Source organism: Acinetobacter sp. CE-15 (genome assembly GCF_051059255.1).
GTDB lineage: Bacteria > Pseudomonadota > Gammaproteobacteria > Pseudomonadales > Moraxellaceae > Acinetobacter > Acinetobacter guillouiae.
Window position 1 is genome coordinate 773,056 of sequence record NZ_CP192737.1, and the last position, 18,733, is coordinate 791,788.

The 18,733-nt window shown below is 38.7% G+C and carries 18 protein-coding genes; 10 read left to right on the forward strand and 8 right to left on the reverse strand.

What is annotated here, in order from left to right:
* Positions 1–6: 6 nt before the first annotated feature.
* A complete protein-coding gene (yccS, locus tag ACQ7EO_RS03700; protein ID WP_081401510.1) occupies positions 7–2,181 on the reverse strand; it encodes a YccS family putative transporter in 2,175 nt (724 codons plus the stop codon).
* Between the two features lie 146 nt (positions 2,182–2,327).
* Here yccS and ACQ7EO_RS03705 point away from each other — a divergent pair, with 146 nt between their 5' ends.
* The gene (locus ACQ7EO_RS03705; protein ID WP_004817686.1) at positions 2,328–3,539 is read left to right on the forward strand and encodes a multidrug effflux MFS transporter; all 1,212 of its coding nucleotides are present in this window, start codon (positions 2,328–2,330) and stop codon (positions 3,537–3,539) included.
* 479 nt (positions 3,540–4,018) lie between these two features.
* On the forward strand, positions 4,019–4,468 hold the full coding sequence (locus ACQ7EO_RS03710; protein WP_434278900.1) for an ABZJ_00895 family protein: 450 nt from the start codon (positions 4,019–4,021) through the stop codon (positions 4,466–4,468).
* 108 nt (positions 4,469–4,576) lie between these two features.
* Here ACQ7EO_RS03710 and ACQ7EO_RS03715 read toward each other — a convergent pair whose 3' ends face one another.
* Complete coding sequence (locus ACQ7EO_RS03715) at positions 4,577–4,999, reverse strand: hypothetical protein (protein WP_004817681.1); 423 nt, start codon at positions 4,997–4,999, stop codon at positions 4,577–4,579.
* Between the two features lie 534 nt (positions 5,000–5,533).
* Here ACQ7EO_RS03715 and ACQ7EO_RS03720 point away from each other — a divergent pair.
* From ACQ7EO_RS03720 to ACQ7EO_RS03730, 3 genes are all read left to right on the forward strand, one after another.
* Positions 5,534–7,156, forward strand: coding sequence for a mechanosensitive ion channel (locus ACQ7EO_RS03720; protein ID WP_004817679.1), 1,623 nt, complete (start codon positions 5,534–5,536; stop codon positions 7,154–7,156).
* Between the two features lie 83 nt (positions 7,157–7,239).
* Positions 7,240–7,404: a hypothetical protein gene (locus ACQ7EO_RS03725; protein ID WP_004817677.1), complete on the forward strand. Its 165-nt coding sequence runs from the start codon at positions 7,240–7,242 to the stop codon at positions 7,402–7,404.
* Positions 7,405–7,549: 145 nt separating this feature from the next.
* Positions 7,550–7,702, forward strand: coding sequence for a hypothetical protein (locus ACQ7EO_RS03730; protein WP_004723764.1), 153 nt, complete (start codon positions 7,550–7,552; stop codon positions 7,700–7,702).
* Between the two features lie 26 nt (positions 7,703–7,728).
* Here the strand turns inward: ACQ7EO_RS03730 and ACQ7EO_RS03735 are convergent, their stop codons facing one another.
* From ACQ7EO_RS03735 to ACQ7EO_RS03755, 5 genes are all read right to left on the reverse strand, one after another.
* Positions 7,729–8,928, reverse strand: a complete 1,200-nt coding sequence (locus ACQ7EO_RS03735) for an NAD(P)/FAD-dependent oxidoreductase (protein ID WP_239044981.1) — start codon at positions 8,926–8,928, stop codon at positions 7,729–7,731.
* An 80-nt stretch (positions 8,929–9,008) separates the two neighbouring features.
* Positions 9,009–9,872 carry a 1-aminocyclopropane-1-carboxylate deaminase/D-cysteine desulfhydrase gene (locus ACQ7EO_RS03740; protein ID WP_434278901.1) on the reverse strand — a complete coding sequence of 288 codons (864 nt, stop codon included), beginning with the start codon at positions 9,870–9,872 and terminating at the stop codon, positions 9,009–9,011.
* Between the two features lie 181 nt (positions 9,873–10,053).
* Positions 10,054–11,181, reverse strand: a complete 1,128-nt coding sequence (locus tag ACQ7EO_RS03745) for an HlyD family secretion protein (RefSeq protein WP_034613784.1) — start codon at positions 11,179–11,181, stop codon at positions 10,054–10,056.
* A 75-nt stretch (positions 11,182–11,256) separates the two neighbouring features.
* Positions 11,257–12,909 carry an MFS transporter gene (locus ACQ7EO_RS03750; protein ID WP_004817668.1) on the reverse strand — a complete coding sequence of 551 codons (1,653 nt, stop codon included), beginning with the start codon at positions 12,907–12,909 and terminating at the stop codon, positions 11,257–11,259.
* Between the two features lie 11 nt (positions 12,910–12,920).
* Positions 12,921–13,469 (reverse strand): TetR/AcrR family transcriptional regulator, encoded by a 549-nt coding sequence (locus ACQ7EO_RS03755; RefSeq protein ID WP_034613789.1) that lies wholly within the window; start codon positions 13,467–13,469, stop codon positions 12,921–12,923.
* Positions 13,470–13,678: 209 nt separating this feature from the next.
* Here ACQ7EO_RS03755 and ACQ7EO_RS03760 point away from each other — a divergent pair, with 209 nt between their 5' ends.
* The 5 genes from ACQ7EO_RS03760 (at position 13,679) to ACQ7EO_RS03780 (ending at position 16,824) form a co-directional block, all read left to right on the forward strand.
* Entirely contained in the window at positions 13,679–14,350 is a 672-nt protein-coding gene (locus ACQ7EO_RS03760) for a D-Ala-D-Ala carboxypeptidase family metallohydrolase (protein ID WP_419279302.1), read from the forward strand.
* A gap of 70 nt (positions 14,351–14,420) precedes the next feature.
* Positions 14,421–15,065 carry a hypothetical protein gene (locus ACQ7EO_RS03765; RefSeq protein WP_434278902.1) on the forward strand — a complete coding sequence of 215 codons (645 nt, stop codon included), beginning with the start codon at positions 14,421–14,423 and terminating at the stop codon, positions 15,063–15,065.
* A gap of 99 nt (positions 15,066–15,164) precedes the next feature.
* Entirely contained in the window at positions 15,165–15,926 is a 762-nt protein-coding gene (locus ACQ7EO_RS03770; protein WP_004817661.1) for a class I SAM-dependent methyltransferase, read from the forward strand.
* A 56-nt stretch (positions 15,927–15,982) separates the two neighbouring features.
* The gene (locus ACQ7EO_RS03775) at positions 15,983–16,546 is read left to right on the forward strand and encodes a hypothetical protein (RefSeq protein WP_434279588.1); all 564 of its coding nucleotides are present in this window, start codon (positions 15,983–15,985) and stop codon (positions 16,544–16,546) included.
* Positions 16,547–16,650: 104 nt separating this feature from the next.
* A complete protein-coding gene (locus ACQ7EO_RS03780) occupies positions 16,651–16,824 on the forward strand; it encodes an NF038215 family lipoprotein (RefSeq protein WP_171497835.1) in 174 nt (57 codons plus the stop codon).
* 89 nt (positions 16,825–16,913) lie between these two features.
* Here the strand turns inward: ACQ7EO_RS03780 and ACQ7EO_RS03785 are convergent, their stop codons facing one another.
* The gene (locus ACQ7EO_RS03785) at positions 16,914–18,533 is read right to left on the reverse strand and encodes an oleate hydratase (protein WP_434278903.1); all 1,620 of its coding nucleotides are present in this window, start codon (positions 18,531–18,533) and stop codon (positions 16,914–16,916) included.
* Between the last annotated feature and the right edge of the window lie 200 nt (positions 18,534–18,733).

The window sequence follows — 18,733 nt, forward strand, 5'->3', positions numbered from 1 at the left end:
GCAGATTTATAAAGAAGCCAATTCAGTAGATTGATCATCTCGTTCATGGCTTAAATTCTGTTTCAAGCTACTCAGTTGCTTTAAAATACTGAACATTAATGACAATTGTTGAAGAATAATGAGTGATTTAGAGTCTTCTGACTCGGATTGGCTTAAACGGGTACGAATGGCTTTCAACATATTGTGCGCGGTTAAATCAGGCATTTCATCCCGTAATAAAGCCCCAGAGATATCATCTAAAGCTTGATCCAATAAATTAAGCACCTGTTGGTCTTTCACTTGCTCACGATGTGCACCGAGTGCTGCGATATAGCTAAGAAAGGTATGATTTAGACATAAGAACTCAAAAGCTAAGCTTTTTTGACTTGGGTCAAAATCTGGTTCAGTGGCAAGGGTTGAAATCAGTGAGGCAACATCTGCATCTCGATTATGTGCAGCACGACGAACAATTCGATACTCTAAACTATTATTGCGCCCTTGATGATATTGAGCGACAACATTGGCCAAATAATTGCATTGAGCTTCAAGTGAACGTTGAATGGTGCGGGGTAAACGACGGAACTTCCAGTCAGGGAAAATAAAGCTGACACCGAACCAGGCGAGGGCACAGCCAATCACTGTATCAATCATACGAGGTAGCGCTGCCTCATAGCCAAGTCCATCCAAGTTAAAATTGATCAATGCCATGATGGTAATAAAGGCAGTGGCTTGGGCATATTGTTTACTGCGTAAATCAAAAAACAATACACCACTAAGTACGAGTAATAAGAGTTGTCCTTCAATAGAGGGCACAAAATACAAAATTGCATAACCTAAAATAATGCCGCCTAAGGTTCCAATAATCCGTAATCTCAAACGTCGTTTGGTCGCATTAAAGTTTGGTTGGCTGACAAACAGTGCGGTTAATAGAATCCAGTAACCGTATTCAATATTGGTGAGTTGCACAAAAACATAGCCAATAAACAAAACAATCGAAACGCGAATTGCATGTCTAAAAAGTACAGACTCAGGGGTTAAATTTTGTTTGATTCGAATGACAATATCATCCCAACCTTTGAGGTCATCATCTTTAAGTTGGTTTTCGAAATTTTTACTTTGATCGTATTTTATATGTCGTTCAGTTTCGAGATTTTGTAATTGGGCATCAATCGACTTTAAGTTTTGATAAAGCGCAAACAGTGAATTGACCCAAATTAAGTCATAATTTTCTTCTTTTTTGAGTTTATCCAGCGAGTATCTGAGGTTTTTAAAAGCATGCTCAAAACGGACATTATGCTGGTAGGTGGTGCGGTGTAAGATACTATCACTCAAATCCTTACAGGCTTTACCTTGCAGCGCTAAAATACGTTGGAAACGAAATAACACATCGCTATGTTCAAACATTTTGGCCAGCTTTTGATAATCAATATGTGCTGAATCGGCCCGTTCATGAATATCTTGTGCAACAAAGTAATATTGTAAACTACGACGCGTATCACGTTGTCCTCGGTCACCTTTTAAACGCGTCAACAAGGCGGTACGCATATCATTAAAAATGCTGATGAGCTGTCCATTTTCCATAGACAAACTAATCATACTGTCTTGATAGCTGGTCGGTGTCATATCGACATCAAACAAATTAGATTTGGAAAACAGAAAATTACCTAATGATGAAAAACATTGAGACAATTTGTCTTGAACTTGCCGTACCGGGAACAGTAAAAAACTGATGGTTGAAATAAGCCCATACCAAATTGCACCAATCACCAATAGACTTGGCTGGATATACCATTGATCAAATAAATGCACCCCAAGCATGGAATACACAGAAACCACCAGACAGCCATAAGAAATGGTGGCATAGCGACGTCCCAAAGAACCCAATAAAATCCAACCAATACAAGAAACAATCAAACCTAAGGCAAACAGAATAGGGTATGGAAAGAGCAGGCTCACTGAGGCAGCGGTGATAAAGAATCCGATATAGGTATAGATCAAATTCATGATACGTACAGAGAATCGATCGTCTATATCACTGAGACCTGCTGCAACCACTCCTAAGGTCAGTGGAATGGTCATTAACTGCTGTCCCAACAGATAAGGTACAAATGCAGTCCCTGTGAAGGCAATGATCATTCTCAAGTTATACATGAAACTTGTGTTGTAGGTTGCTTTTCTGAGTTTTAACAGCCAAGTGTTCAAAGGAAATCCTTGTTAAATCAATAGGGTGTTATGTACTTGGGCAATGCGATTTGACTTATATGGCTTTTCACTTATCTTTGTGACAAATCATACAATGGACAGTGTAAACTTGTCTGCAACATTCCTTATCGAATTATAAACCATCTATGTCTGAAAAAAACGTGGGTCAGCAGTATTCAACGGGCTGGATTATGCTTTTGGCTTTATTTACCTCTTTGGGTCCCTTATCCATTGATATGTATTTGCCAGCATTGCCACAAATGGCGCAAGACTTTAATGTGACAACCCAGCAGATCGCCAATACCTTGCCTGCATATTTTTTTGGTCTTGCTGTTGGTCAATTGATTTATGGTCCAATCAGTGACCGTATTGGGCGTAAAAAACCGCTTTATTTTGGTATGACCCTGTTTGCTTTTGCCAGCTTGCTGTGTGTTTTAGCACCTGATCATTGGTCGTTGATTGCCGCACGCGTTTTACAAGCCTTAGGGGGCTGTGTGGGGGTGGTGATGGCACGGGCTGCAATTCGAGATCGTTTAGATGTACAAGGTTCAGCGCAAGCTTTTTCCAGTATGATGATTGTGATGGGGATTGCCCCGATTCTTGCTCCAACTTTGGGTGCCGCCATTCTACAATTCTTTAGTTGGCAAGGCGTCTTTATCGCCTTGTTTGTGATTGGTTTGTTCTGCTTGTTTTGTGTACACTTTTTATTTAAGGAAACACTCGCACCAGAACGCAGGCTGCATCTCAACTTTAAACAAGTGTTTATTTTATATGCTTGTATTTTTAAAGATCGAAGCTTTCGCTTTCCAATGTTGGCAGGTTGTTTTACTGGTGCAGCACTATTTTGTTATATCAGTTCCGCGGCAGCAGTGTTGATGGATGGTTATCATTTAACTCAGCAACAGTTTGCTATTGCCTTTGGTTTTAATGCTTTTGGTATCATTTTACTGTCTTCTATCAATAAGCGTTTAGCCAACAAACTCTCGGTGATCCTGCGCTTGAAAATTGGTGGTTTGATTCAGGTCACAGGCGCATTGATTATTGTCAGCGCAGGTTTCATGTCTGATGCACCATTGGTGATTGTCATGTTAGGTTTATTTTTCTCTGTTTCAGGGATTGGTTTTACTGGACCGAATGCGATGGCATTGGCGATGTCTGAACAAGGCTCAAGAGCAGGAACTGCAAGTGCAATTATGGGCAGTATGCAATTTGCGTGTGGTCTATTGGGCGGTGTGGTATTGAATTTTCTTGTATGGAATCATTTATTCAATATGGGAATTTTGATGTTGGCTTTTACTGTGGCTGGGTTTATGGCAATTTTAAAAGTGGCTCAACAGTTCAAGATGAAACAAATTTAAGTTTATACCGATACTGAACATGAGATCGTCTTGTTGATTTATAAGACAAAAGTGAGTTTTGATTTATCGAATCAAAGACGATCTGTATTTTTTTATTCAAGTATGAGGAAATTGACAGGTTCTAAGAGATTGTATTGTTAGAACAAGTACGCGATACACATACACGTGGTCAAAGCAGAAACGATAAAAACACAAATATCAGAAAAACAAAAGCCGACGATTCGAGTGATGAGTAAATCGTCGGCCAAAATACTTCGTTATAAAGATTCAGGCTGCTAAGTTGAATCTTAAGAAGCATAAGTTTTTAGTTTCTCTGAGAGAAGGTCTCCAAATTTCTTTGCGGATGCCGTGCAATCAATTTGGTTGCTGCAGACCTTATACTTATATAACGACAACAGTTTCAAATTGGTTGACAAGAAAATGAAAAAAAGTTGGAAAAAAATTATAATATTGTTCTTTATGCAATCTAGGCTGTCGTCATGGTGTCTTTAAACAAATATTTTTTGTGGTTTTTGCTGCTTTGTTTAGTCTTGACCATGGTTGCAGGTGTATTGGCTGCATTATTGCCCAATGAAATTGCTGGCGTGTTAACCGCAATACCTTATTTGATTGCGATGATTATCGTGTTATATCGTTTTCTCAAGAAACAACGCCGTGCGCCTACAGACCAAGAGCGTAAAAAACTGACTCTTGGTTATACCGCAATATTTTGGGGCTATAATTTACTTGGGGTATTTGCGGGTGTTTGGTTTTTTTCTCAGAATGATCCAGACGTGTGGAAAACTTTTGTGATGTATCTGCAAAATACTCAATTTTTGCTCACTGCATTGATCATGTTGCTGATGTTGGCAATCCCTTTATATTTAATTACCTATTGGTTTTATGGAAAGCAAGCACAGCGTATGGCGGCTAAAATGTTTGGTCAATGATCTGTTTAAATTGTTGACTTTACTTTGAGAAATAAAAGTCATTGATGAAATCTGCGTCAATACAAATAAGCAAAAAATAAATCTTATTTTTAAGCTATGGATATGCTGTTAGTGTACGAACATATCCATAAATTCGCGTAATTCTTGAATGGCAATTTCAATGTCTGTGGTTAACCACGTTGGTTCAAAGATCCCTGCATAATGTTCTAAACGATCTTGAGGCACAACAAGCCGTATCGGGCAGTCTTCTTCAAGTAAGCGCCATGGCACGATTGGAACTTCGTTATCCAGAAATGGCACAATATTGCGAATATCAATAATCATCGCATTGATACATTCTGGGAAAGGCATAACGGATAATTCATCTGTACGGCGACGGAAATACTCTAAATCGCCCCATTTTAGAATATAACTAGGCTTATTAAATTCAATAATTCCAATGAGATGGTCATCTCTTGAGGTATGTGTGAAGCATTGATGCGTGACATCAGTGTCCAAGTCCAACTCGACACTTTGTCGTTGATAAGCCATATCTACAATAGCCAAAAAATGGGGTACATATTATAGCTCATTTATCTTTCAAGAACTGCTCGAATTAAAATTTACTTTTGCTTAAAATATTTTTACACACAGATCATAAATAGCCTGTTAGTATAAAAATACATCAATTCGATGGAGGTGGACGTCATGAAACACGATTTCAATAAACCATCTTATGTAACAAGTACTGAAGATATAACGCATAAGAATCGCTTACCCATTTATATGCTTATTCTTGTGGGGTTATTTCTTGTTTCCTTGCTTGTTTACATGATCGCCGACTGGGTTTAATCCCATAATCATCTATAAAGATTATATTGATCAGACAAACTCTAGCTGCAAAGCTGGAGTTTTTCATTTTTGCATGCTTTTGTTGTATTTATGCAGTTAAATTTGCTCGTTATATAAGCAATAGATAAAGTAGAAGAGTAATTCATCAAGTATCCAATTCAAATAAAGAATGTTGCTTAAAGTCATTTGAGCACGCTCAGATTGTTATAAATCTATAACTTGAGGAAATAAAAAATGAATGAAATTTTACAAACAAGGGGGAGATTTGATGCCATGTATTATTGGGATCAATTTCACCCGATTCTCGCCGCTGTTGCCATCCTTATTGTGGGATGGATTATTGCACTGATTGTTGCAGCAGGAATTAAAAAAATCCTAGAAAAACTAGGTACAAATACAAAATTGTCTTCAGCAACAGGTCATCGTTCAAATATTGAAAGTATTGTTTCTCGAATTGTTTTTTGGGTGGTGATGGTGATCGCGGTGATTGGTGCATTAAATGTGCTGAATCTTACCAGCGTAAGCAGCCCATTTAGTTTGATGATTCAGCAATTCTTATTGTTTATTCCACAATTACTGGCTGCCGTCGCCATTGGGTTTATTGGCTGGATTGTGGCAAATCTGGTTAAAGTCGGCTTGAAAAAAGCCTTGGATCGGACTCAACTTGATGAGAAATTAAGTGCCGATGTTGGGGTCAGTCCGATCAGTCAGAATATCGCTGATATTGTGTATTGGCTAATTTTATTGCTGTTCCTACCAATTGTATTATCAATTTTAGGTTTGCAAGGCTTATTGCTTCCAGTGCAGAACATGCTGAATGAAGCAGTCTCTTATATACCAAATATTTTCATTGCGGGTGTCATCGTTTTTGTCGGTTATATCTTGGCAAAAATCCTGCGCGGGATTGTTGAGGGTTTAATCAACAGTCTAAATTTACAAACTCAAATTGAAAAAGTAGGGCTATTTAAAAACTCAAACCAAGGTTTAGCGAAGTTTTTAGGCTCTTTTGTTTTTGCCGTTGTCATGATTACTGCGTTAATTGTGGCTTTTGAAGCACTTGGTATACAAGCTATTTCACAACCAGCAACCGCAATGCTGGGCGAAATCATGTATGCAATTCCACATATTATTGCAGCTGGATTAATTTTAATTGTGGCTTATGTGGTGTCTCGTTTTGTGGGGCGTTTGGTTTCAGAAGTTGTTGCTGGAACGGGTGTTGATGAAATTCCTGCAAAATTAGATTTACAACGCTTTTTAGGTGACACGAAAGTTTCTTGTATCATTGGTTATCTGATTGTTTTCTTTACCATGTTATTTGCTGTTTCCGAAGCGGCAAATCGACTGGGCTTTGAGCAAGTTAGTCATTTGATTTCAATGTTTATTTACTTTGGTGCCAACATTTTGTTAGGCGCAGTGATTTTGGTGATCGGTTTCTGGTTGGCCAATATCGTGGCGAATGTGGTGCAACGTGGTGAGTACAATAGTTCAAGATGGTTAGGCAACTTGGTTCGTGTTTTGATCATGGGGCTGGTGATTGCAATGGGTTTAAAAGCCATGGGAATTGCCGATTCGATCGTTAATCTTGCTTTTGGCTTAACCTTGGGTTCTGTGGCAGTTGCTTTTGCATTGGCCTTTGGTCTAGGTGGACGTCAACCTGCAGAACGCGTTTTAACGGATTTAATCGATAAAGCCAAGAAAGAGGCAAATCAACCGAATCCATTAAAGCAAGAAAATACTTATTCATCACAGCCAAGTGGTACAGACGCTACGCAAGTAACCGCGGATACCCCTGCGATTGAAAATGAGTACAAGTCACTTACTGATTCATTGAAACAGGACAAAGATGACCCGAATTAACATTTAAATTCTTTTAAAGATCGATCAGGATTGATGCTTGATCGATCTTTTTATTTTTAGGTCAAAAGTGAGAGGGAATAGAGATGTCTAAGAAAAAGCCAAATAATTTCATTGCACCCATTGTGATTGCAGGAATCACTGTAGGGTTTTTAGCAAGTGCTTATAAATTTGTGTTTGCAAAACCGAAAAAGCAATCATCCGAAATTGTTAAGCAACAACATGAATCTCAAAACAAATCTCAAGAGTGATTGTGTTTACAAAGCATGAATTTTATCGGTTTTTTTATAGAAAATAGATAGACATCAGATGATTTATTGTCTAGATTGAATGGGTGAATATGTAGGCAATATAAAACACACTCATCTGATAAATATCATTTTCAAAGGAATTGAAATGAAGATCATCTATTTTTTACACAAAATTCATCAGTCGTTATTTGCAAAAAACCATGATCTAAAGTCGATGGATTTGGCGATTCAACGTGTGACCCAGAAGCAGCAAATCCAAAATCAACTTATTTTATTTAAAACAGATTATCTGGAATAAGCTTTCTATCTATTAATCAGTTTAGATTAAACATATTCTGAAGCGGCATGTGCTGAAGCCCATGCCCACTGAAAATTAAACCCGCCTAAATGACCAGTTACATCTAAGATCTCACCTATAAAAAATAAACCTTTTTGTTTTTTACTTTCCATGGTTTTTGATGAAACTTCAGTGGTGTCGACACCGCCTAAAGTGACTTCTGCAGTCCGATAGCCTTCAGTACCAGAGGGTTTGACTTCAAATTGCTGTAATTTATTGGCAATCGTTTCAAGTTTTTCATCACTTAATTGCCCAATCGCCGTTTCAGCCCACTCGGACCAAATGAGATTTTGTAGTTCAATCACCACACTTTTCGGTAAAAGTTCAGTCAGTAAGGTTCTGATTAACACCTTGGGCTGGCTTTGCTTTTTGCGCTTTAAAAAATCAAACAGCTCAAGACTTGGTAAAAAGTTAATATGGAATGCTTGTCCTGCATTCCAATAATTTGAAAGTTGTAATGAGCTTGGACCACTTAAACCACGATGTGTAAACAACAATGCTTCAGTAAATGCAATCAGTTCGTTAGATAGTGTTGCTTCAACCGCATTGCCGCTTAAACGAGTGGTAACTTCTTTAAATTGATCTGAAAAAGTGAAGGGAACTAAACCTGCGCGTGTAGGATAGATGTGGTGACCAAATTGTTTGGCAATTTCATAGCCGATGCCAGAGCCACCCAATGTTGGAATAGATAAGCCACCTGATGCAACAACAACAGATTCAGCCTGAAAATAGCCTAAATTGGTGGCAACTTGAAAAGTCTGATCGTCAAGCGTGTTAATCGCTTTGACTTCACAACTGGTTTTAATCTCAACATGATGTGTTTTTTCACATTCGTTGAGCAGCATGCTTAAGATTTCTTTTGCGCCATTTAAGGTAAACAGTTGTCCATGTTTGCGTTCTTCATAGTCAATGCCATATTCACAGACCATCCCAATAAAGTCCCAATTGGTATAACGCGTCAGGGCAGAGATGACAAAATGTGGGTTATGTGAAATAAAATTTTCAGGCTCAACATAAAGATTGGTGAAGTTACATTTGCCACCACCTGACATGAGGATTTTTTTACCAATTTTATTGGCTTTCTCAACCACTAAGACCTTACGACCACGGGCAGCTGCTTTTGCCGCAAGCATTAAACCTGAAGCACCCGCGCCGAGGACAATCACATCATATTGGTTAGAAGACATATCACACTCATGGAAACTTTGAGCAGGGGATTATAGACAAATTTAAAGTAATTTTCAGGACAATTATAAATAGGTAGGGTTTAGCTGCGTCCTTGCAAGCCACCACTATGCAGAATCAAGATTTTTGCATTTTCTTTAAAGTAACCTTTTGAAATTAAATCAAAAATCCCATAAAACATTTTCCCAGTATAAATCTGTTCAAGCGGAATGCGATATTGCTGCTCAAAGTTGTTTATGAAGCTAACTAATTCAACTGTGGTTTTGGCATAACCGCCAAAACAATAATCATCCAGTATTTTCCAATTGCTTTTATGGGTGAGTTGACTGACATCTTGTTGTAAAAAATCACCTTTAAGTGCTGAAAATCCTAAAATTTCCTGCTGTGATGAACTGGCGTTAATCAGCCCAGTGATTGTGCCACCTGTTCCTACCGCACAGCAAATCACATCATAATGATTTAAATCTTCTGTCGTTAAAATTTCCTGACAACCTTGTATAGCAAGCTCATTGGTTCCACCTTCAGGAATAATATAAGTATCTGGATAATGTTGTGTTAATTCATCGATCCAGTCATGATTATTTTTTTGTCTATATTTTTCACGTGAAACAAAAACTAGCTGCATGCCCAACTGCTGTGCTGTCGTTAGAGTAGGGTTGAGCGGTTTATGTGCTAACTCCTCGCCCCGAATGATCCCGATGCTTTTAAATCCAAATAACTGTGCTGCATAGGCTGTGGCAGCGATATGATTGGAATAGGCACCACCGAACGTCAGAATCTGTTTTAGGCCAAGCTGACGTGCTTCAATCAAATTATATTTGAGTTTAAAAAATTTATTGCCAGAAATTTGTGGATGGATTAGATCAAGCCGTTTAACTGTAAGTTGAACAGATCCAGCAAAATCTAAACTTTGGTAGGGAATAGTTTGGGCAATATGATCAAACATGCTGATTTTTTAACTGAATGGGGGTATATGAGTAGCTTTGCTTTGAATTAAGCCTGTTCAAGATATTCTAATCAAACCTGTAAAGCAAGACAGGTTTGATTGAGTTTCATGTCTATTATTGGGGATAAATTTCTAGGTTTTAACTCAAGCCTTTTTAACGCAAGCTTTTCACTTAGGCGGATCATTGAGTGCTGGTATCGACGGAAGTCACCACAGACATCCCCGGTCGTAAAAATTCTAAACCTTTTTGATTGGGATCAATAGCAATCCGCACAGAAATACGCTGTACGACCTTGGTAAAATTACCTGTGGTGTTGTCAGGCTTAAGCACACTAAACTCAGCACCTGCAGCAGGTGAAATCTGTTCAATACGGCCAGTAAATTTTTGATGTTTCATAGCATCTACCGTAAATGTTGCTTTTTGCCCGATGTGCATATCAGCAATTTGTGTTTCTTTGAAATTGGCAATCACCCAGGTTTGTTGCGGAATTAGATACATTAACTGGGTACCAGCTGCAACATATTGTCCCACACGAGGAGTAACTTCGCCCAACTGTCCATCCATCGGTGCTGCAATCACGCTGTAGTCTTTTGTCGTTACCGCTTGATCAAATTGTGCCTTGGCATTGGTGACTTGTGCTTTTAAGCCCGATTGAGCCACTTGAGCTGTTTTTAACGCTTCTTGAGCAACCAATACATTGGCTTCCGCTTGTTTGAGTAAGGCTAAATTATTTTTTACATCCGCAGCCGCTTTGTCTTGTTCTGTTTTAGAGGTTGCGCCAGTATTTCCCAATTGTTGATAACGATTGAGTTGTGCTGTTGAAAGTTCATAACTTGCTTTGGCTTGTTCAACTTTGGCTTGTGCAGCCACAATATCTGCTTTGCGTTGTTCAATCGCTTGGGTTTGATTGGCTAAAGTGGTATTGGCCTGATCAACACCTGCTTCAGCTTGAGTCACTTTCTGATCATAGGTTGTGGTATCAATATGCATTAACGGCTGACCCTTTTTGACATGGTCAAAATCAGTCACCAATACATCTTTGACATAACCATTGATTTGAGAAGATAAAACTGTGGTTCTGCCTTTGATATAACTATTGTCGGTGGATTCTATGCTGCTATCAAAAGGACCAATTTTCCATGCGCGCATAATCACAGCAATCCCCACCAACAAGACCAAGAGCATCAACAGCAATGTTCTTTTCGCTGTTGGAATAAGCTTACTGGATGGTGGTGGCGCTGCTGCTGTTGCAGGTGCTTGTGGTGGTGTAACTGCTGCTTGCTCTGTTGGTTTTTGATCTTGCGACATAAGAATTCTCAAATATTTTTTAATACATAGCGTGACATCATGGATCATCTGATTTCGGAATAGCCTGAGATCTGTCTAACTGCTATTGAGGACCTGTTGCTGTTTTTTGAGTTGATAGCGTGTCCAAGCAATATTAAAACTACTCCAAATCAACAGTAAAATGGCGAAAATTCCATTTAATGCAATCACATCATTATAGGCACGCACTTGTGCTTCTCGTGTCACAATCTGGTTTAAATTGCGATAAGCTTGGTTCTGTTCAAGTGATGCATCTAAAGTATATTTATTGGCTGCTTGCTGATAGGCCGCAAGTCGTTGCACCACCAATGGATCAGTTGGTGATAAGTCACTGACAATTTCAGCCCGATAATTTTGGGTGCGTAATTGTTGATAGGTTGAAAAGAATGAATTTCCAATTAAACCACCAAAGCTTTGTGTTGCAGAGAACAGCACCACAAAAGTGACCATGTGTGATGGGCCTTTTTGTAAGGCATTAATAATCCCTGTCAGCAACAATGGTCCGATAAACATACCACTGGCAAAGCCAACAATAAATTGGCTGCGGTAAAAATTCTCAGGTCGAACATCACTGGTGAGGTGATAGTCTAAAGCGCAGGCAATAAGAACCAAGACCACAGCACCGACCAAGTGCCATGAGATGCGTTCTCTTTTAAAGGTCATGGCGCTAAAAACGGTGCCGAGCACAATGCCAAGAAAAATCACGCTATACAAGGTAACGAACTGATCAGGTCCCATACCCATGGTTTTTAAAAAGTTAACGGCTGCGTAACTTTGCTCAGACATAAGCAAGCGAATCGCCAATGCACCAAACACAAATTTAAGTGTGGTGGCCGAACCTAGCCAACGGGTAATGATAAGCGGATTGACACGGTAATGTTCATAAGTCAGTCCGATAACAATAAGACTGAAGCCAGCAATTAAGGCATACCCTAACCATTTGACTTCAAACCACCAAAGGATTGGGCCTTGGGTCAGGACGATACATAGCAGGGCAAAGCCGGGTGCAAGTAAGGCAAAAGTGAAGAAATCCTGTTTTTCAAAGACTTCGATTCTTAAGCTACGTGGCAGTTTTAAAGAAACCACCATAGCCAAACAACATATCGCTAAACCCAGCTCAAAGGTATAGAGCACAATCCAGTCATTTACATCGACCAGAGATGGGGAAATGATCCATGCCAGTGGGATACCCAATTGTTGAAAGCCCAGCGCGAGATAAATTCCTCGCCCAAAGTTTTCTCGTTTAAAGGCTTGCATGATGTAGTACATGCCTAAAGAACTCAGGGGGGCGGCAACCAAACCGCTGATCACACGGACAAACAATGCCATTTCAAAGGTGTGCACAAAGATATGTAGCACCAACACACAAATAAAAAGCACTAAACCAATTTCAGAAAAAAGCCGTAACCCATATTGTTGCCGAGCTTTAAACAGAATCATGTTGGAACTAATATTTGCCATTACATAAGCTGCGGGAATCCATGCAGCCTCTGAAGGCGTTAGCGAGTATTCACCCTGAATAAGTGGTAAATTTGCAGTAATAAAACCATTACTTAAACTGCCTGAGATCGCAACAAACAGGCCAATAAAAAAATAAATCAGCTTTTTATGTGTTGGATGTGCAATAGCCGCAGGCGAGCCTGGTAAGGTTGGACGCTCTTCAGGTGTCCAATCTGGGGCAGGTTCAAGTAAACGTGGCGATTTATCCATAAGTGCCTCAATTACGCCTTGATGCCATCAATCAGTAAGTCAACTGCACGTGTGGCCAGTTGAACTTGTTCTTCGTCGGTTAGCCCTTGAAAGGAAGCCCTTAGAATACCAGTAATTAGCGCATAATCTTTTGGGGTAAGATCTGGTCGGCAAATTCGATGGGCAATGGCTTGATCAATCAGCGGTTGAAGAATTGCGTCACGCCGTTGATAAATATCCACCATACTTGGGTCATTACGATCAATCACACGCCAATATTCCATCAAGGCGGTGAGATAAGGCAGATTCTCGACATGATTGCGAATTAACCGAATCAAACCATCAGGATATTCTGAAAAGCTTTTTGCCCGTTCATCTAGACGAGTTAATGCTTGTTCCATCAAGGCGATGACCAACTCACGGCGATCTTTAAAATTACGATAAAAGGTTGCCCGTCCAACGCCAGCTTCATCAATCACAAGCTGTAATGGCGCACGAATCCCTTGTTTACGGAATATTTTCAGTGCAGCATTAAGCAAATCTTCGCGATTTTGTGCCGCTTGTTTTTGACGTATACGCATAGGGGAAATTGCATTAAATTTTATTCTGATATTTAACGGACATTTTTGTCCGTTGTAAATTGCTAACTCTGTGGATTTTTGTAAATTGCAGCTTTAAAGTTGATTAGATTGGTTAGAATGACTTAGGTCAATGATTAATAAATCCTATAAATAGGTTTAGATTTCTAAATATTTACCCTTTAAAATAAAACAATAAGTGTGCTGAAATTGTGAAAATTTTTAAAAATATTGTTATTTCGATCTGCTGCATCGGTGTATTGGCGTTAAATGCCTGTACGCCATCTGAGAAAAAAGCAGATCCGGCCGCATCTTCAAGAAAATCATCAGATCAACTGATTGAACAACAATTCAAGCTTTGGAAGGCGCAGCAAGACCCCCAATTATTGGCGGATTATTATCAGTTTATGTCGCAGTATTTAAAACATCCACCTAGTCTGATGGAGCTGACAACCAGCCGAAACTATATGCCGGAGCAGTGTTACTCAAAACGTTTTGCTATTCCACCTAAAGCCTTTTGGAAAAATGTGGTGAGTAGTTTGCAACTGGTGGAAAAGTTAAATCGAAATGAATATTTTAAAACATATACGATTTCAGCAATCTATCGTGCCCCTGAATTAAATAAATGCATAGGTGGGGCGGAAAAAAGTAAGCATTTAAGTAATTATGCAGTTGATTTTCATGTGCTATCACCCAAAGAAACTATTAAAAAAGATCGCGAATTATTAGTTAAAAAAATGTGTCATTTTTGGCAAGTGGAAGGCAAAAGTTATAAAATGGGTTTAGGCGTTTATGGTAATAATCGCTATCATATTGATACCCAAGGATATCGTACTTGGGGTAAGGACTTTAAATCGAAAAGTTCGCCGTGTGTAAAAAGTTAAAATTGTATTTTTGAGCAAGAATTGAACTTGAATCTATATTAAAAAATGCTGAGAGATTGGAACGTTATTTATGAAATGTTTACAGACCCTAATAAAGGGTTGTTTATTTGCTCTGCCTTTTTTCAGTAGTTATTCTGCTTTTGCGCAAGCTGATGCTGCCGTCGAAGTTGACCCTGAATACGAAGTATTGGGGCGTGCAGGAAAACTGAAAATTCAAAAAGAGTCTTGCACTCAGCATGGTTCTAGTTGTGACTATGTACTCTATGATGCTAAAGGAAAGAAGCAGGTATTAATGGAAAAATGGAGTAAAACTGCAAATGTTTATCAATTTAATCCAAATTTAATGGGTTTTTTGTTGGGGCTAACAGGAAGTGAGTATAATCTCACTGTGATTAATGATAAAAACCAACAAAAAGATTATAGTAGTTTTCTTGCGATGAATGGGCAGCAAAGTTGTTTTGTAACTTTTGAATCGAATTTAAAAAATATGCCGAATTCATTGGTATTTTATAGCATTCCTGATTTTCGGGTACGTTTAGTGCTCAACAACAAAGTGCCGCAATTTAAAAAGCTGAACTATCCTGCAACGGCAAATTTTGAGGATAATGGTGATTTTTCATTTAACTATAATATTAAGGTCGGAAACGAGATGGGGGTACAGGATGTTATCATTCAAAACCCTTGTCAGTCTGATTATCGGGTAATTATGAGTTAACATAAATAAAATAAAGTTATTAATTTTATTAAAATTCATCATTTTTATTTTTTAATTAAGTTGTCTATTGTCGTTTTATTCGACAACAAGGACACGACAATGACCACTCAACAGCAAGTTAATCAGGCACAATATCAAAATAAATCAGAAGCATACTTAAATAGCCAAGTACATGCACAAGGCATTGAGTTTGAAAAAATGCAAAATTTAATCCAACAGCATCAATTCAAACGAGTTTTGGATCTAGGCTGCGGTGGTGGGCATGTCACGTATCAGATTGCAGCATTCACTGAGCAAGTAATTGCCTATGATATTACGCCCGAAATGGTCAATCTTGTGACCACACAATCTCAACAAAAGGGATTCGATCATGTCATAGGGAAGGTTGGTGCAGCAGAGCAATTGGATTTTCCTGTTGAGCATTTTGATTGTGTGATCAGTCGTTATTCTGCGCATCATTGGCAAAGTATCACTCAAGCGATTGATGAAATTTATCGTGTATTACGTGCTGATGGCAAAGTGATCCTGTTTGATATTATTGGCAATTCTAATCCAATTTTAGACACCTTTATTCAGACCATAGAAACCATTCGTGATCCAAGCCATGTTCGAAATTATAGTTTGGCGGAATGGGTAAAAATCGTAGAACAAGCAGGCTTTAAGGTAGAAACCATTGAAAAGCAAAGTTTACAGTTAAATTTTCAAAGTTGGGTGGAGCGTATGCAAACACCAGTAGAGGGTATCCATACCATTCGCTATTTGCAGTCCAAAGCCGCTGATCAAGTACAACAGTATTATCAGATTCAGCAAGATGGCACATTTACCAGTGAAGCTGTATATTTGGTATTGAGTAAAACTTGATTAGAAATCTGATGTCAAAAAAAATAATCAATACAATAGTTCCGATATTATTTAGCATGATGGCTTATTCCAGTAGTGGTTATGCCGAGCAGATTCATCGCACAGTGGCCAAGATAGGGCAATTTTCGGTTATTCAGCAAACATGCGATGAAGATGCAAATAATCATTGTGATTTTGTACTCTATGAAGGCGATGATTATAAGTTGCCCTTGGTCATGGACTGGGAGCGTGGTTTAAATGTTGAAAACCAAACCGAGGATTTCTTGCATTTAAGTTATGGCTATACCTTTAATGTTCATCATAGTCTTTTCATCTCGAAGGCGGGGATCATTCAGGCTTTAGACAACGTTGTTGCTGTGGATGAAAACACTGGGTGTATCGCCCGATTTGAATTAAAAAATGCGCCTACGATTATTTTCCAAAAAGTATTTACTGCGAAAGTTTTAAATAAAATTCAACTTCAACCAGAGCAATACCCTAAAATTGAGTCTGTAAGCCTAGATGCTTTTCAATATTTTAGTGACATGGAATTTGATGGAAATGGTGGCTTTCACTACTATTACAAAAATAAAAATGGCGAAGATCAAGCTGTTTTAATGATACATCCTTGTGACGTATAACCACTTTCTATAGATAGACACCTTTTGAAATAAAAAATAGCTGTATTTTTAATCAGAACTGTTATGCTCGAACTATAAATAAAACAAAAAATGGAGGAGATGCCATGAAAAAGCTATCCATCAGTTTGAGTGTAATACTTGCAGTATTTTTGGCTGGGTGTGAAAAGAAACCACCTACACCAACAAAAACTGAAGTTCGTTCAATCCATATCGCTGGTATGCCTGTGTATGAGAAAGACTATCGTCTCAGTGCTCGTTCAGTGGATGCACAACCCTGATTTTTATTCAAAATATAAAAACGAGTGCATCAAAAGAGGATGCACTCGTTTGGTTTTAATTCAATTTAACTCAGTTGATTTTAAATGAATTAATGAAAAACTGTTTCTAACGCTTTTAATCCGACTTTAGGATCAAGTAATCCATTATAGATCTCAGGAATTTCACGTTCTACGCCAAAGAACTCATAAATTGCAATCATGGCACCACGAACAGAATATTCAACAGTAAAAACCACATCATCTTCAATTTCAACAAATTGCCCCAAGAATGCGAAGTTTTTTGCGCCTTGTGGAATAACCTGTGGGCGGTCACCAGGCTTACGGCAAGCAAATAAAGCCGATGCATAAGGCATCATAGCTGTTGTTACAATGGTGTTTGCTAGAACATGCTCAAGAATGTCATCAAAGCCGAGTTGTAGAATCAGTTCAGTGAGTATTTCGTTGCCTGTTGCTTGTGACATCGGTTTTTTGATGTAATCACCTGTTTGATCAATTTGGAAACCATAGCCCCAGAGGGTAAAGGTGCCTTCTGGTAAATTTGCAAAATGCGGTTGAGCAGGCACCACAATCGATAAATGCCAACCAGATTCAAACCAAGTCATCAGTGCCCCAGTACCTGGCTGGTTGCCTGTGTAATCAATGATGCGATTTAACAGAACATCATCTGTCATGGTGAGTGTAAAAGACTCCCATTTATGTTCATCAATGTTGCCATAAAAGGTCATTGGTCGGCCAAAGTCAGGTGCTTTTTTTGCAAGGGTTTCCCATAAGGTCCAACCATGATCAAGTCGATCACGAATCAGCGCTGGAACATCATCATTCCCTGCATAACGAGAATCTGCTGTAATTGAACCTAAAGTAAATATGGCAAGATCATTCTCTTGAAGATTGATTTGCTCAGTACCTTCAGGAAGATTGACATACAAGCGAGTTGCCCGACGTTCTAGGGTTGCTTCATCGGTTTGAAAGTCTGCATCTGTTACATAATTGCCAAAACGAACATCTACGCCTTGTTCAAGCAACCAACGTTGTAGCGGCAAAATCATGGAATCATATTGGTTGTATTTGGTTCTTTTTACCCCAGCGAGGGTATGAATACGTGGTAACTCTTGGATAAAACGTAAGAAATAGCGACGAAGTTCTGCTGCACTGTGCCATTTTTGGAAGGCAAATGTCGTACGCCACATACGCCAAAAGTTCGTTTCAAAGAAGGTCTCATCGAAAAATTCATCAATACGGCGGCTGCCAATTTTTTCTTCTTTCGCTGCCAATAAGCGTAACATTTGCGCGCGATGGCGTGTATTTAAACCCAGTTTAGCGGCATCTGAAATCACATGCTGCGCATCAATTAAACGGGCTTGTGCATGGGTTTTGATTTGCTCATTGAACTCACGACATTCTTCACGAACAGAAATTTCAGGATTTTCTAAGGATGGAATACTCGAAAATAAGTCCCAAAGACATAAATATGTTTCATCTGTCAGCATCCGCCCACCACGGGTAACCCATGCTTGTGCAGCATGTGGCGTGTGACCGCCATCCATTGAACCACCTGAGACATCTAACTCTTCGAGAATGTGAATATTTTTAGCTGGTACTTTGGCATCACGTATAGCAAATGCAGCAGCTGCCATTCCAGCAATTCCACCGCCAATGATCCACAAATGTGCTTGGCTTGCATCTAAACGGTTGGTTTTGTTGTTGTGCATTTTTTACCCCTGAGTATAAATATTGATTTTGGATAATTTAAAACCATAGTTTTATTATGGTTTTTTATAGCCTATAAATACATGAAAATGGAAGTTAATTTTTGTGATTAATGTGGTTTATTTTATGGATTTTTAGGATGTTTTATATACCTTTATGATTTTATTGATATAATTAAGATATTGAAAAATAAATTTTTTAT